Source organism: Myxococcales bacterium (genome assembly GCA_022563535.1).
Lineage (GTDB): Bacteria > Myxococcota_A > UBA9160 > UBA9160 > UBA4427 > DUBZ01.
Window position 1 is genome coordinate 1 of record JADFNE010000053.1, and the last position, 14537, is coordinate 14537.

The following is a 14537-nucleotide window of genomic DNA, read 5'->3' on the forward strand; positions in this document are numbered from 1 at the left end:
CTTCATACAGGAGGTTAGGGAATGGTAAGAAAACCAAGGCCCTGGCGGGCACGGCCCGCCGTCAGGTGCCGTAATGACAAAGCGACCAACGAGCCCTAAATCCTTGCAGGGATAGCTCGTTGGTCGCCTAGGGCCACTACATAGCGGCGTGGGGCACGCAGGTTGCCGGCAGAGGTCTTTACAGCCATCTCCGTCGGGTTCGACTCCCGAGTGTTCCACGTCGCCAGATCTTAGCTCAAATCAGCCTGGGCGAATAGTACACCTCTGGCCCAGGCTGAGAGGGTCTTTTCGTCCCCCTTGGCTGCGTTCTGGAGAGCTTTCAGCTCAGAGGGCTTGAGCCTGAGCGTAATTACCGAGGCTCGATCCTGGCCCTTCTCCATGGGTGGCCTGCCTCGTGGCCTCTTCTTTTTCGCTGTCATGCCTTTTCTGTAGCACACAAAATCTTAACTGTCATACAAATAATCATTGACATCACTGAATAAACGTATTACATTAAATCCATGGCAGAACTCAGCATCGACAAGAAGATCACGATCATCGGGGCACTCGTGGAAGGCTCCTCGATCCGCTCGGTTGAGCGCATGACGGGTGTCCACCGCGACACTATCACCCGTCTGGCCATCCGTGTCGGGAAGGGCTGCGAGCGTCTCATGGACGAGCGAATCCATGGCGTCCAGTGTGACTTTCTGGAATTGGATGAGATCTGGGCCTATGTCGGGAAGAAGCGTAACCGCGTCCGGGATGGTGACGATCCCGCCCAGGTCGGAGACTTCTGGACCTGGGTCGCACTCGACCCCGACACCAAGCTCGTGCCGAGTCACCACGTCGGCAAGCGAACCGTGATCGACGCCAAGATCTTCGTGGCGGGTATCGCCAAGCGCGTCGAGGGCCGACCCCAAATCAGCACGGACAAGCTCGGTGCCTATCGCAGCGCGATCCTGGGGCAGTGGAGCGATCGAGACGAGAAGGGCTGGACCCGGCCCGACTGGAGCACGATTGTAAAGCGGTACGAAGTCGAGCCAGCCGCGGCGGGTAGGTACTCGCCTCCGCATGTTGTCGCCGCGGACAAGCGGGTCGAGTCAGGGAATCCCGATGTGAGCCGGATCAGCACTTCACACGTCGAGCGACAGAATCTCACGATGCGGATGTCGATGCGGCGCTTCACGCGGCTCACGAATGGATTCAGCAAGAAGGTGGAGAACCTACAGGCGGCCGTCTCGCTGCATTTCGCGCACTACAACTTCGTGCGCAAGCACATCACCATCAAGACTGTGCCCGCGGTCGCGGCAGGTGTCGAAGGGCAGGCATGGAAGCTGGCTGAATTTGTTGAATGGACCGACCTATATGGACACTAGACCCGCGGGGCAGGACACCACCGAAATACCGATCTTTTCCGGCAGATTCGCTCGATCTCTGGACGATTCGAGTAGTTACTCTTAGAATAACTGCATGAACTACAAAGTAGAAGATCTGGCGGCCGCCAGCGGCGTCAGGATCGATACGATCCGGTTCTACCAGGGAAAGGGCCTGATCCCGGCCCCCGCGCGACAGGGTCGCAACGCGATCTACGGCCCCGCCCACCTGGCTCGCCTTCATCAAATTCGCTCGCTGATGGGACAGGGCTTCAGTCTCGCTCAAATTCAACGGGTCCCGGCGCCGGGCGACACGACAGAGACTCGGGCCGAAGGCGAATCCGAGGCTCCACGGGAAGCGCTACTCCACGCTCTCGCCGAACAGCGAGTCGGCGAAAGCAAGTTTCAGCGCTCGGAGCTTGCGGCCCGAGCCGGAGTTCCCGAAGACCTGGTGGCCGCCGCCCAGGCGGCTGGAGTCCTTGAGCCGATCCTCCAGGATGGCGAAGAACTTTTCTCTTCTGCAGATCTGGAGATGCTCGAGAGCGGGCTGGCGGTACTCGGAGCCGGTCTTCCCCTCGGCGAATTCCTCAACCTCGCCGCCCAGCACGATCGCAACATCCGCGAGGTGAGCGAGTTGGGCATCGATCTGTTCGACAATCATGTTCGCAAAATGGCCCCCAACGGTGAGGATCCCGAAGTCGTCGCCCAGGCTTTTCGCGACCTGCTGCCGCGGCTCACCCGGCTGGTTGCTCTCCACTTTCAACGCACCCTGGTCAACCGAGCGATGGAACGTCTGCGCGCCAAGGGCGAAGGACCGGCGCTCGCCCGGGCGCTCGCCGCAGTCGAAGCCACGAACCTGGAAGGAGAATGGCGCCGATGACCTTGCCGACCGGCCGCGAAAAACGCATCGCCGTAAAGAACATGTTCGACCGGATCGCACCGCGCTACGACCTGTTGAACCGGCTCGTGAGCCTCGGGCTCGATCGGGGTTGGCGGCGTCTGGCATTGGAAATGGTGGACGTGGGTCCCGGCGACCTGGTGCTCGATCTGGCCTGTGGAACCGGAGATCTATGCGAGCAGGTTCTCGCGCGCGGGGCCCGGGTCGTGGGGGCCGATTTTGCCCGTGAAATGCTCCGAGGTGCCGTGGCCCGGGGCATCGAAGTCGACTTTACAAACGCCGACGCCGCGCAGCTCCCGATCGCGAGTTCGAGCATCGACGTTGTCACCTGCGGCTTCGCTCTGCGCAACTTTGTGTCGCTCCCGGAGGTCTTTGACGAAATCGCGCGGGTCTTGAAGCCGGGGGGGCGGCTAGCGGTGATCGAGGTCGACCGACCTTCGTCGGCCATGCTGCGCGGTGCTCACTCGCTCTACTTTGATCGCTTCGTTCCGCTGCTCGGCGGGTTGCTCTCGGACCGCGACGCGTATCGTTACTTGCCAGAGTCCACAGCCTATCTCCCCGCCCCCGAAGAACTCTTCGCGATGCTCGACAAGGCGGGTATCGGTGGGGTGGCAAAGCGGCGTCTGCTGTTCGGAGCCGCCCAGATCTTGACGGGGGTCAAGAAATGAACCTCGATCTGACGCTCGTGCGTGAAAGTGCTGCGACGGTTTGTCGGGCGATCGAGGGCTGCAAAGCGATTGCACGAGAGCGAGGGCAAAGTCAGTGGCTTTCGCTGCGATGGAAAGTCGCCGATCGCGACGTGCTCGCAGATTTCTTGGCTTGCGAGGCTCCGGACGCATTTTATTGGCAAGAACCGGGTCGCGAACTGGCGATCCTGGGTCTCGGCCGGTTGGACGCCATCGAGGCTTCGGGACGCGATCGTTTTGCCGATGCCGCCGACCACAGTCGCGACCTCTTTAGCAACCTGCAACTTCACTGCCTCGATGCGTCGGACTCGGCCGCTGCCGCGGATCGCGGCCCGCTGCTGCTGGGCGGGTTTGCATTCTTCGACAGCGAAGTCGAACCCGAGAGCGAATGGCATGGCTTCGGCGCTGGCCGCTTGTTGTTGCCCGAGATCACAATAGTGTGTCGAGACAAGTTCGCGTGGGTCACGCGAACTTGCGCTGTCGAACCCGATAGTCGGATTGATGAAGTCTTTGATGGGCTATGTGCAGAGATCCCCTCTGCTTCCCCGCACGGGAAACTCGATTCCACAGGTCTTCCATCCAAATTGGGTCTCATCGGCGAGGTGCAGGATCCCGGTCCGGAGTTTCGCGTTCAAGCCGACCGCACACACACCCAATACCTGGCCCAGGTGGAAGCCGCGCTCGACGCCATTACGGCGGGCAAATTCGAAAAGGTGGTACTCGCCAGATCGCTCCGGGTGATTGGAGATCAAGACTTCGACCTCGCATCATTTCTCTCGAGCCTGCGCGCCATGTTTCCCTCGTGTGCAACTCTCGCCATCCGAGACGGCGATGATCTGTTCGTCTCGGCGACCCCCGAGCGACTGGTCGCACTCGATGGCGATCAAGTTACGACTGCGGCGGTGGCGGGCAGTGCGCCGCGGGGACGCAATCCCCAAGAAGAGGAACACTTCAGTGTCGCGCTTTGCGAGAGTGAAAAAGAGCGACACGAGCACGACGTGGTCAAGTATTCGATCCAGGAGGCGCTTGCGGAATCGTGTGGCAACCTCGAAGGTCCCGCGGTTCCCAATCTGCTCAAACTAGAAGGCATCCAGCACCTCGAGACGCCGCTCAGCGGTCGCTTGCTCGGTCATCGACGCGGAACCACGAGTGTGTTGGATCTGGTGGCCCAACTGCATCCCACTCCAGCCGTTGGTGGCGCTCCGCGTGCCACGGCGCTCGATTGGCTCGAACATTTCGAAGCCCTCGACCGGGGCTGGTACGCGGGACCCGTGGGTTATGTCGATGGCCGGGGCGATGGAGAGTTTCGGGTCGCGCTGCGCTCGGCGCTGTTGCGCGGTCGCAGCGCGCGGCTGTTCGCCGGTGCGGGGATCGTCGCGGGGTCGGAGCCGTCCCACGAGTTGGCCGAAACCCGTCTCAAGCTACGAGCGTTGCTCGCACCGTTGACGGAGATATGACGGAAATATAAATGAGCAAAGAAACCGCCATCGAAAATGAACCCGCGCGACCCGTCGCGATGCGGGGCACTGCAGATGCTCCAAACGCCACCTACGCGTTTGCGATGGCGTTCTTCGAAGAGCTCGCGCGCTCTGGCGTGATGCACGTCTGCATCTCTCCGGGTTCGCGCTCCACCCCGCTGGTCGTCGCCGCAGGTAGTGTGCCGGAGTTGCGGGCCTGGTCTCATCTCGACGAACGCTCCTCTGCATTCTTTGCCCTGGGCCTCGCCAAAGCGAGCCGGCGCCCGGTGGCGCTGATTTGTACTTCGGGTACCGCCCTGGCGAATTACGCACCCGCGGTCATCGAAGCCCATCACGCGGGGGTGCCGCTCATCATCTTGAGTGCGGACCGTCCCCACGAACTACGAGACTGGGGTGCGGGGCAGACGATCGATCAGGTAAAGATCTTTGGCGATCAAGTGCGCTTCTTCGCCGAACTCCCGGTTCCCGAAGCGGGTTCGAAGATGCTCCGCTACGCCCGCGCGATGGCATGTCGCGCAGTGGGGGAAAGCCAGGGGACACACCCGGGCCCGGTGCACTTGAACTGGCCCCTGCGCGAACCCCTGGAGCCGGTTCGATCCGAAGCTTCGGCCGATTGGTCGCAAGGTGATCGCATCGCGGAGCGGGGCCGGACAGACGGACGGCCCTACGCCCAGCAACGTGTCGCACTTCCGCGGGCGTCGACAAAGCAGATCGATGAACTCGTAGAGGATTTTCTTCTAATTGAACAGGGAGTCATCGCCTGCGGCGCGCTGGACGCGCCCGGGTTCGCAGCCGCGGTCGCGCGACTGGGTCGGTTGCTCGGCTGGCCGGTGTTGGCGGAGCCGACGTCGGGGTTGCGCAGTGGTGCACACGTCGAAGCCGCACCGATCATCGCGGGATCGGATCTGTTCTTGCGCGACCCGGGCTTCAAGGACTCCCACACCCCGCAGATCATCTTGCGCTTCGGAGGCACGCCGGTCAGCAAGGCGTTCCGGCTTTGGCTCGAGGCGACGCCACCCGAACGGCTCGTGCTGGTGAGTTCCAATGGGGATTGGAACGAGCCGTCACACTTGAGCTCAGACTTTGTTCTGGCGGATCCGGTCGATCTCTGCGAAAGGCTCTGCGCGGCGATCGCGACGAGGGGGAGCGCGGCACGGGAGAGCGATTGGCTGAAGTCGTTTCTTGCGGCCGAGTCGAGCACCCAGGCCGTCCTCGACCGCTGCCTGGGCGGTGAAACGGAGCTGTTCGAACCTCGTGCGACTCGGAGTCTTTGCGAAAGACTCCCCGACTCCTCGCTCCTCTATGTGTCCAACAGCATGCCGGTGCGCGATCTCGACGCGTTCATGCCCGCGAGTGCGGTCGATCTCCGGGTGCTCTCGAACCGCGGAGCCAACGGGATCGACGGGCTCGTATCGAGCGCGCTGGGTGCGGCTGCGGCGGGGCAGGGCCACGTGTTCTTGCTGACCGGGGATCTCGCGTTTCTCTACGACATCGGCGGGCTGCTGGCCGCGCGCCGCTACGCCCTGCGAGCCACGATCGTCGTGTTGAACAACGACGGTGGGGGCATCTTCTCGTTTCTGCCCGTTGCGGAGTACGGCGAGTCAATTCGCTTCAACGAATTGTTTACCACACCACATGGTGTCGATCTCTCGGCGGCCGCTACGCTGTACGGTCTGTCCCATACCCGGGTCGCGAACTTTCGTGAATATGATGCCGCGATCGAAAAGTCCCTCGCACATCCCGGCGTTTCGATCATCGAGGTACCGATCGATCGCGAGGCGAACCTCGAGCACTTTCGATCGCTGGTCAGCGCCACGGGACTTGCTTTGACGGCTACTTTGACGACAAAGGGAGAGGACGCGTGAAGCGAGTATTTTCGAATTTTGTAGAGGCCGCAGGTGTTCGCCTTCACGCGCGGACGGTTCCATGCGAAGACGACGATGCGGTCCCGGTCGTGATTCTGCACGGCTTCACCGGGTCGACGGAAAGTATGCGGGGCGTCGTCTCCGAGTTGTGTGAAGCGCGTACGACCGTCTGCGTCGATCTCGTTGGGCACGGTTGTAGCGACGCTCCTGGAGATGTTTCCGCCTATTCGATGGATCGCTGTGTCGATCAGATTGCGGCGATCATCGACGAACTCGCCCTCGAACGTCCTCACCTGCTCGGCTATTCGATGGGAGGCCGGGCCGCCCTCGCCTTCTGTACCCGCTATCCCGAACGTGCGCGTTCGGCGCTGCTCGTCGGCGCAAGTGCTGGACTCCCCGACCCCGCCGTGCGAAAGGCGCGCATTCTCGAGGACGAGGCCCTTGCCGATCGGATTCTTTCGCTGGGTCTGGAAACCTTCGTCGACGAGTGGATGGCGAAGCCCATTTTTGCCAGCCAGTCCCGCTTGGGGAAGGACTTCCTGGCCAATTCCCGGGCCGAACGTCTGCGCAACCGACCCCATGGACTCGCCGCGAGTCTGCGCGGCATGGGGACCGGAGCGATGGCGCCACTGGAACTCGCCGGGCTGAAGGTCGCGACCTGCTTCGTCGCAGGGGCCGAGGACGAGAAGTTCTGTGTGATCGCCCGCGCCTTCGGAGAACGAATTCCGAATTCGCGTTTCGAAATCGTGGCCGACGCCGGCCACGCCGTGCACCTCGAAAACCAGCAAGATTTTGGTCGCGTCGCTCGCGAATTTTTCGCGGAAATCGACGCGCAGGAAAACTAACCGCCGGAACCAGTCGTGACTGGGGCAGGCACAGGGACAAGGAAACAAGATGGGCTCAGAAAATTGGAAGACGGTTCTTGAATACAAAGATATCCGCTACGAAAATCTGGACGACGGGATCGCCAAGATCACGATCAACCGGCCGCAGGTTCGCAATGCTTTCCGGCCCGAGACCGTCAAGGAATTGATCGATGCCTTCCAGCGGGTTCGCGAGGATCCGAAGGTGGGATGCATCCTGTTTACCGGCGAGGGAGACAAAGCCTTTTGTTCGGGAGGAGACCAGAGTGTGCGGGGTCATGCGGGCTATGTCGGAGACGACGACGGAGTTGCGCGGCTCAATGTGCTGGACCTCCAACGCCTGATTCGCAGCATGCCCAAGCCGATCATCGCGCTGGTCGCGGGCTACGCGATTGGCGGGGGTCACGTGCTTCACGTGATCTGCGATATCACGATCGCGGCGGAGAATGCCCGCTTCGGACAGACCGGGGCCAAGGTCGGGAGTTTCGATGCGGGCTTTGGTACCTCGTACCTCGCCCGGGTCGTGGGACAGAAGAAAGCTCGGGAGATCTGGTTCACCTGTCGCCAGTACGACGCCCAACAGGCCCTCGCCATGGGCCTGGTCAACGATGTCGTTCCCCTCGAAGAACTCGAAACCGCGGGCCTCGTGATGGCGCGCGAAATCGTGAGCATGAGTCCGATGGCGATTCGATGTCTCAAGAGCGCGTTCAACGCGGACTGCGACGGCCAGGCCGGCATTCAGGAACTCGCGGGCAACGCCACCATGCTCTTCTACATGAACGAAGAAGCACAGGAAGGCCGCAACGCCTTCATGGAAAAGCGCGAGCCAGATTATTCCCGCTTTCCTTGGCGACCCTAGGGATGGACAGCACCCCGAGTACTGCGCCCAGAGGATTTGACCACAAGGCCTGGCTGTTGGCTGCCAGGCCCCGCACGCTCGCCGTTGCCGTCGGCCCCATCGCGGTGGGTACGGCGGTCGCGTCGGTGGAGGGTGGCGCTCGCTTTCTTCCCGCCCTGGCCGCGTTGCTCGGCGCCGTGCTGCTCCAGCTCGGTTCGAACTTCGCAAACGACGTCTATGACTTCGAAAATGGGGCCGACACCGACGATCGCATCGGCCCGGCCCGAGCGACCCAGCTCGGTTTGTTGACTCCTTCACAATTGCGAACGGGGATGGTCGCTGTCTTTGCCGCCGCGACCCTGGTGGGCTTGTACCTGGTGGCAATTGCGGGTTGGCCGATCGTCGCGATCGGTGTCGCATCCATCATTGCCGCCGTGACGTATAGCGGTGGGCCTTGGCCCTTCGGCTACCACGGTCTGGGCGATCCCATGGTGTTCTTGTTCTTTGGTGTCGTCGCCGTGATGGGGACGACTTACACCCAGACCCTCGAAGCGTCGTCGCTGGCGTTGTTGGCGTCGATTCCCGTCGGCGCCCTCGCGACCGCCACCCTCGTTGTCAACAATGTGCGAGATCGCGAAACCGACCTTCGCGCGGGCAAGCGCACCTTGGCGGTGAGACTGGGTGCCCGGGGAGGTCGCCTCGAGTATGCCATTCTCATCGGCCTGGCCTATTGGATGCTCCCGGTGTACTGGGTGGTATGCGAGCGATCCAGCTGGGTGTGGCTGCCATTGCTCACCTTGCCCCACGCTTGTCGTCTAGTAGATCAAGTCTTCCAAAACACCGATGGACCCACGCTGAATGCAGCGCTTTCGGCAACGGCCCGGCTGGGGATGATCTTCTCCCTGCTTCTCGCAGTGGGCTGGTGGCTCTGAGGTCGGGATGAAAATCGCCGGCGCCCAGCTCTTTCCCATCTGCTTGCCCTTCGCCAAGGCATTCGCAAACGCGCAAGGTGTCGTGACGGAGCGCTGCGGCACCCTGGTCCGGCTGGTTTCGGATGCCGGCGAGGTGGGTTGGGGGGAAGCCTCGCCGTTTCCGGGCTTCGGGCTCGAGTCGTTGGAAGATTCTCGCTCGGTGCTCGCCGCTGCGGCCGGGGAGTTGCTCGGAAACGAGGTCGAGGTCGGAGAAGAGCTGACCCTGCAGATCAACGAGCTGACGATGTCATCGACTTGCGCGCGCGCGGCGGTAGAAACCGCCGTGCTCGACCTGTGGGCGCGAACCCATCGAAAGCCGATGTTCGAGCTTCTGACAACCGATCGCGAACAAGCTCCCCCGGTGATTCAATGCAACGCACTGGTGGCCGGAGACGATCTCGATTCTCTCGCGCGTGCCGCGCGTTCCGAAATCGCGAACGGATTTCGAACCGTCAAGTTGAAGGTGGGGGCACTCGATCTCGCTCGCGATGTAGAGCGGGTAGCCAGATTGCGTGACGTTGTGGGACCGAGTGTTGCAATTCGGTTGGACGCGAACCAGGCCTATGTCGCAGACGATGCACTCACGGCCCTCGAAAAATTCGCGCGCCATCGGATCGAGTATCTCGAACAACCGCTGGTCGAAAGCGCACTCGACGCCATGGCGGCACTGCGTCAGAAGTCGCCGATTGCATTGGCCGCCGATGAATCGGCCGTGGGCGAGTCCGCTGCCTTGCGGGTAATCCATGCCGGCGCGGCAGATCTGATCGTGATCAAACCCTCCGCGGCGGGTGGGCCCTCGGCATCGCTTCGCATTGCCCGGGCCGCGCGACAGGCGGGCATGGGTGTCGTGGTCACGTCGCTGCTCGATTCGGCGGTCGGGGTTTCTGCGGCGCACCAGGTCGCGATTGCAATCGCGATGGAGGGCGCCATTCCCGCCTGCGGACTCGCAACCGGTGGACTGCTGGCGCGGGACGTCGCGCTGCTCGAACCTGCGCTGGGGGGTTGTCTCCCGAGTCCCGAGCGTGCGGGGCTCGGCATCGAGATGGACGAGTCGCGGGTGCGCAAATGTCTCTCCGAACCCGTCGTGGACTTGTCCACATGACGGATCCCAGCTATCGCGCAGACGATTGGCAAAGCTCGTGGCTGTCGCGGCGGGCGCTCCTTTCACCGCACGAACTCGCGATCGATTGGAATGGAGCGACTCTCGACTACGCCGAGTTGAATCGTCGAGTAGATGAAATGGTCAGTTCGCTCGCTCGCATTGGTGTCGAGCGAGGCGGTGTCGTCGCCGTTCACTTGAGCAATGGACTGGCGATTTCCTTGCTGGTCCACGCCGGATTTTCGGGCGACTTCGTCCTTCACCTGGTCAACACGCGCATGCGCATTCCCGAGATCGAATTTGAACTGCGGGACAGCGGAGCGCGCTTCTTCATTCACCGCGCTGGCGACAGCGAAGCTGAGGCGGTCGAACTGAACGAGGGAGTCGTGCGCATCCGCCTCCGGGAAGCGGCAGGCCGCTGCGAGTTCGTCGATACCGAAGAGACCGAAGAGACCGAAGAGATCCAAGATCAGTCCGCGCAGGGCGATTGTCTCGTGTGCGGTGAAGACCTGGACCTGAGCGCGCCGCGCTTCATCCTCTATACGTCCGGAACGACCGGGAAGCCCAAGGGCGTTGTGCTCAGCGGAAACAACTTTCTCGCGAGTGCAAGCGGTTCGGCGGCGCTACTCGGCGGCGTTGAAACGGAGAAATGGCTGCTGTGTCTGCCGGTCTTTCACGTGGGGGGATTGTCGATCCTACTGCGCAGCGTACTCGCGGGTTCCTCAGTCGTGCTGCACGAAAAATTTTCTCCCGAACAGATCAACCGCGATCTCGACCGCAAAAGAGTGACAGGAATCTCGCTCGTAGCGAGCATGCTCACCGGAGTTCTCGCGGAAAGAAATGCAGCGTCGCCGCCGCCGTTACTAAAATGCGTATTGCTGGGAGGAGGTCCGGTGCCCGCTTCGCTGCTGGCCGCCGCTCGCGATGCCGGCTTCCCGGTAGCACTCACCTACGGATTGACCGAGGCGACATCCCAGGTTGCAACGCGCAGACCCGGGGATCCAATCGTCTCCGGTCTGCGACCCCTCGAAGGCACCGAGATCAAGATCGTGGACGAATCAGGCATCACCCAAGCGCGCGATCGCCCCGGTGAAATTTGCGTTCGGGGTGGCACGGTGATGTCCAGGTACTGGGATCGACCCGACGCCACCCGCGATGCGCTGCGCGAGGGATGGCTCCACACGGGAGACATCGGTTCAATCGATCGAGACGGTGGACTCTGGGTGTTCGACCGTCGCAGTGATCTGATCGTGTCCGGGGGAGAGAATGTCTATCCGGCGGAAGTCGAATCCGTCCTGCTCGAACATCCGGCGATCGCCGAGGCGGGTGTTGCTGGAGAGGACGACGAAACCTACGGTCAGCGGCCCGTAGCCTTCTTGGTATCGGCGGCTGACAACCTGCCCGACGCCGAGAGTTTGCGCGCCCACTGCCGCGATCGACTCGCCGGCTACAAGTGTCCCGTGAAGTTCATCCAGGTTGCATCGCTTCCCCGAACGGCCAGCGGCAAGCTACTGCGCCGCAAACTCTCTCGCGGCGGAAACCAGGCCGACGAATAGCGGCCGCGAAGCGGCTGCTGGAAGTTTTTCCGGATGCCATTGAACCCCGATACAAAAACTTCGCGTTAAATGTTCGACCGCTTCGATGACCCCGTCGAGACTGCGCGCGACCACGCGCAACTCGGGACCGGGCAGGGCGATTGCCTGATGGTGCAGGCTGTTGACTTCGATCGGGTCGGGTCCCAAAAGCGATGCCAGGTGCGAATCCTCTTCGAACTCCAGCCGGTGGCGGCCCTGGGCGTCGTCGAGTTGGTGGTCGTGGGCATCGGGCATGTCGTGGGGAAGGTGGTAGTGCAGGGCGCCGCCGAGTTCGAGGGCCAGCAATTGTGCTCCATAACAGATTCCCAGCACCGGAATCCCACGCTCGAGAGCGCTGGCGAGGAGTTCGCGATCGAAGGCGATCTGGCGCTCGCTCGCGGCTTCGAACTGAACGCCATCGGGATAGGGATCTGGAGGCGGGAAGTCGTCGCCGCCGGGCAAGAGCAGCGCGTCGATCCGTTCTACCAGCGCCGCTGGATCGTCCTGAATTGGGAGATGGAGCGCGCTTCCGCCGGATTCGCTGATCGCCCGGGAATAGGCGATGTCGTTGTAGAGATACTCGCGACCCGGGCGAATCCGCCCCCTGGCGTCGTGGCATTCTGAAATTCCGATCGCCGGCTTCATTCCCAAGAGTATAGGTCGCCGAGGCGTTTCCGTTCCAAGGCTTCGCCGGTTCTGCGCGAGGGCCGGAGAATCTTCGCCGCGTTGCGCAACAGGGGTGGGGCGAGGGGGAGACATGGGGCAAGCTTGGGCAATGGCCAAGGTACTGATCGCAGGATGTGGATATGTGGGTGGCGCCCTCGGGCAAATGCTCGTCGCAGACGGGCACGAGGTCTTTGGGCTGAAGCGAAATCCTGAGAATCTTCCGGCGGGCATCGTGCCCCTACGAGCTGATCTGGCGCTTCCCGAGACCCTGGGCGGACTTCCCACATCGATCGACTACATCTTCTATACCGCCGGCGCCGCACGAGGCGATGAGGAGAGTTACCGGAAATCGTACCTCGACGGTGTCGGAAGATTGTTGAGTTCCCTGGCCGAACTGGGTGAAAAGCCCAAGCGTATTTTCTTTACTTCGAGCACTTCGGTCTACGACCAACGACGTGGTGAGAAGATCGACGAATCATCGCATACGGCGCCGAGCAACTACCGCGGCGATATCATTTTGATGACCGAGCGTTTGTTGCTGGCGGACTCGTTGCCGGGCTGCGTGGTTCGCTTTGGGGGAATCTACGGCCCGGGACGCGATCGTCTGTTGCGCGCTGTCCGCAACGGCGAGGTCGCGATCCAGGGAGACGAGCCCCACTACACGAACAGGATCCATCGTGACGACGCGGCGGGCTGCTTGCGGCATCTGATGGGTTTGGACGACGAAGAAATGCACGACATCTATCTCGCTGTCGACCACGAGCCCGCCGAAGAAGCGGTCGTGCTGCGTTGGCTCGCCGATCGTCTGGGGGTGAAGCTTCCCACTCTCGGAGCGGGGTCGCCACCGGGCCAGATGCGCCGGGCCGGCAGCAAGCGCTGTATCAATGACCGCCTGATTGCGACCGGGTATCGCTTCCGTTACCCGACGTTTCGCGAAGGCTATGAGATGGTCATCGACAACTGGAACGACGACTCATGATCTCCCGCTTGCCCGGGGTTGTTCAACGTTCTTCCAACTTCGAACCATCGAGCGGCACTCCCATTCAGATTTTTGATTGAAAGGGGGTCTTCGCTGCCTCGCTTCCCGAAATTTTCTGAAAACGCGCTCGCCATGCCGGGCGCCGTCTACTCGCCCTTTGCCGATCGTCTGAAAGACCACCCTGGCCCGCTCTATTCACTGCATGTTGGCGATACTTGGATGGAGCCCTTCGAGGGCGGACGCATGGAAGACCTGAGGGTCGACCAATATCCGGGGATGCACCGCTACTGCGACACCCGGGGTATTCCCGAACTCGTCGACGCCCTGGTCGATAAGCTGCGGCACAAAAATCAACTTCCCTGCGAACCCGACAACGTGTTGGTCTGTGCAGGGGCGACCGGCGCGCTGTCGAGTGCCATCGGGGCGTTGATTCGTCCGGGGGATGAGGTTCTGATCCTGGCGCCTTTCTGGCCGCTGATCCGCGGCATCGTGCAGTCGTTTGGCGGGGTGCCGGTCGAGGTTCCGTTTTATGATCGTGTCGATTCAGCCGAGTCTGCGGTCGAGTCGGTGCGCGCACGACTCAGCTCGGCAACGGTTGCGCTCTATGTTTCGACCCCCTCCAACCCGACCGGCCGAGTTCTGCCTGAGAATTGGCTGGTCGCGCTTGCGGAATTCGCAACGGCAGAAAATTTGTGGCTGCTATCCGACGAGGTTTACGAGGACTTCGTCTATCGAGGTAGCCATTTTTCGATGGGGCGCGTTGCGCCGGAGCGGACGATCTCGACGTATTCGTTCTCCAAGGCCTATGGCATGGCGGGCAACCGCACCGGCTACCTGGTGGGCCCGCGGGAGGCTACCGATCAGGCGCGAAAGCTCGCAACCCATTGCTTCTACCACGCGCCCACCGCTGGGCAACTCGCCGGGGTGCGGGCCCTCGAGAGCGGGGCGCAATGGCAGGAGCGGACCCGAGAAACCTACCGGGAGGTTTCGCAAAAGGCCGCAGCCAGCCTGAATCTGCCCGCACCCGGCGGTTCGACCTTCTTCTTTCTGGACGTCTCGTCCCATCTCGACGATCGTGGCATCTCGGGCTTTCTCGAAGACTGCTTCGAAGACGGCGTGCTCGTGGCACCGGGGGAGTCTTGCGGGGCGGATTACGCGTCCTGGGTGCGGCTCTGTTATACCGCCATGCCTCCGGATCGAGTCGCTGAAGCGTTGACGCTCCTGGCCGCGCGGCTGCGTTAGCCCGGGCTCGTGCCAGGAAAATCAGG

13 protein-coding genes are annotated in these 14537 nt (G+C 62.2%); 12 read left to right on the forward strand and 1 reads right to left on the reverse strand.

Going from position 1 to position 14537, the window contains the following annotated elements; genetic code table 11:
• Positions 1-500 precede the first annotated feature (500 nt).
• The 10 genes from IH881_15030 to menE all read left to right on the forward strand — a co-directional run bounded on the left by IH881_15030 (position 501) and on the right by menE (position 11606).
• A complete protein-coding gene (locus IH881_15030) occupies positions 501-1355 on the forward strand; it encodes a transposase (protein MCH7869008.1) in 855 nt (284 codons plus the stop codon).
• A gap of 94 nt (positions 1356-1449) precedes the next feature.
• A complete protein-coding gene (locus tag IH881_15035; protein MCH7869009.1) occupies positions 1450-2232 on the forward strand; it encodes a MerR family transcriptional regulator in 783 nt (260 codons plus the stop codon).
• Complete coding sequence (locus IH881_15040; GenBank protein MCH7869010.1) at positions 2229-2918, forward strand: ubiquinone/menaquinone biosynthesis methyltransferase; 690 nt, start codon at positions 2229-2231, stop codon at positions 2916-2918. Before IH881_15035 ends, IH881_15040 begins: the two co-directional genes overlap by 4 nt.
• On the forward strand, positions 2915-4393 hold the full coding sequence (locus tag IH881_15045) for an isochorismate synthase (GenBank protein MCH7869011.1): 1479 nt from the start codon (positions 2915-2917) through the stop codon (positions 4391-4393). The genes IH881_15040 and IH881_15045 overlap by 4 nt, the downstream gene beginning before the upstream one ends.
• Before the next feature lie 11 nt (positions 4394-4404).
• Positions 4405-6279: a 2-succinyl-5-enolpyruvyl-6-hydroxy-3-cyclohexene-1-carboxylic-acid synthase gene (menD, locus tag IH881_15050; protein MCH7869012.1), complete on the forward strand. Its 1875-nt coding sequence runs from the start codon at positions 4405-4407 to the stop codon at positions 6277-6279.
• Complete coding sequence (gene menH, locus IH881_15055) at positions 6276-7124, forward strand: 2-succinyl-6-hydroxy-2,4-cyclohexadiene-1-carboxylate synthase (protein MCH7869013.1); 849 nt, start codon at positions 6276-6278, stop codon at positions 7122-7124. Before menD ends, menH begins: the two co-directional genes overlap by 4 nt.
• 49 nt (positions 7125-7173) lie before the next feature.
• The gene (gene menB / locus IH881_15060; protein MCH7869014.1) at positions 7174-8001 is read left to right on the forward strand and encodes a 1,4-dihydroxy-2-naphthoyl-CoA synthase; all 828 of its coding nucleotides are present in this window, start codon (positions 7174-7176) and stop codon (positions 7999-8001) included.
• A 2-nt stretch (positions 8002-8003) separates the two neighbouring features.
• Positions 8004-8912: a 1,4-dihydroxy-2-naphthoate polyprenyltransferase gene (locus IH881_15065; protein ID MCH7869015.1), complete on the forward strand. Its 909-nt coding sequence runs from the start codon at positions 8004-8006 to the stop codon at positions 8910-8912.
• Positions 8913-8919: 7 nt separating this feature from the next.
• The gene (gene menC / locus IH881_15070) at positions 8920-10053 is read left to right on the forward strand and encodes an o-succinylbenzoate synthase (protein ID MCH7869016.1); all 1134 of its coding nucleotides are present in this window, start codon (positions 8920-8922) and stop codon (positions 10051-10053) included.
• Positions 10050-11606 carry an o-succinylbenzoate--CoA ligase gene (gene menE / locus IH881_15075; protein ID MCH7869017.1) on the forward strand — a complete coding sequence of 519 codons (1557 nt, stop codon included), beginning with the start codon at positions 10050-10052 and terminating at the stop codon, positions 11604-11606. The genes menC and menE overlap by 4 nt, the downstream gene beginning before the upstream one ends.
• On the opposite strand, the gene IH881_15080 is transcribed toward menE, so the two are convergent.
• Positions 11559-12275, reverse strand: coding sequence for a gamma-glutamyl-gamma-aminobutyrate hydrolase family protein (locus IH881_15080; GenBank protein ID MCH7869018.1), 717 nt, complete (start codon positions 12273-12275; stop codon positions 11559-11561). The two genes, menE and IH881_15080, sit on opposite strands and share 48 nt — an antisense overlap.
• Positions 12276-12381: 106 nt before the next feature.
• Between IH881_15080 and IH881_15085 the strand changes: the two genes are divergently transcribed.
• Both IH881_15085 and IH881_15090 read left to right on the forward strand, forming a co-directional pair.
• On the forward strand, positions 12382-13269 hold the full coding sequence (locus IH881_15085; protein ID MCH7869019.1) for an SDR family oxidoreductase: 888 nt from the start codon (positions 12382-12384) through the stop codon (positions 13267-13269).
• Positions 13270-13401: 132 nt separating this feature from the next.
• Entirely contained in the window at positions 13402-14511 is a 1110-nt protein-coding gene (locus IH881_15090) for a pyridoxal phosphate-dependent aminotransferase (protein ID MCH7869020.1), read from the forward strand.
• Positions 14512-14537: the final 26 nt, after the last annotated feature.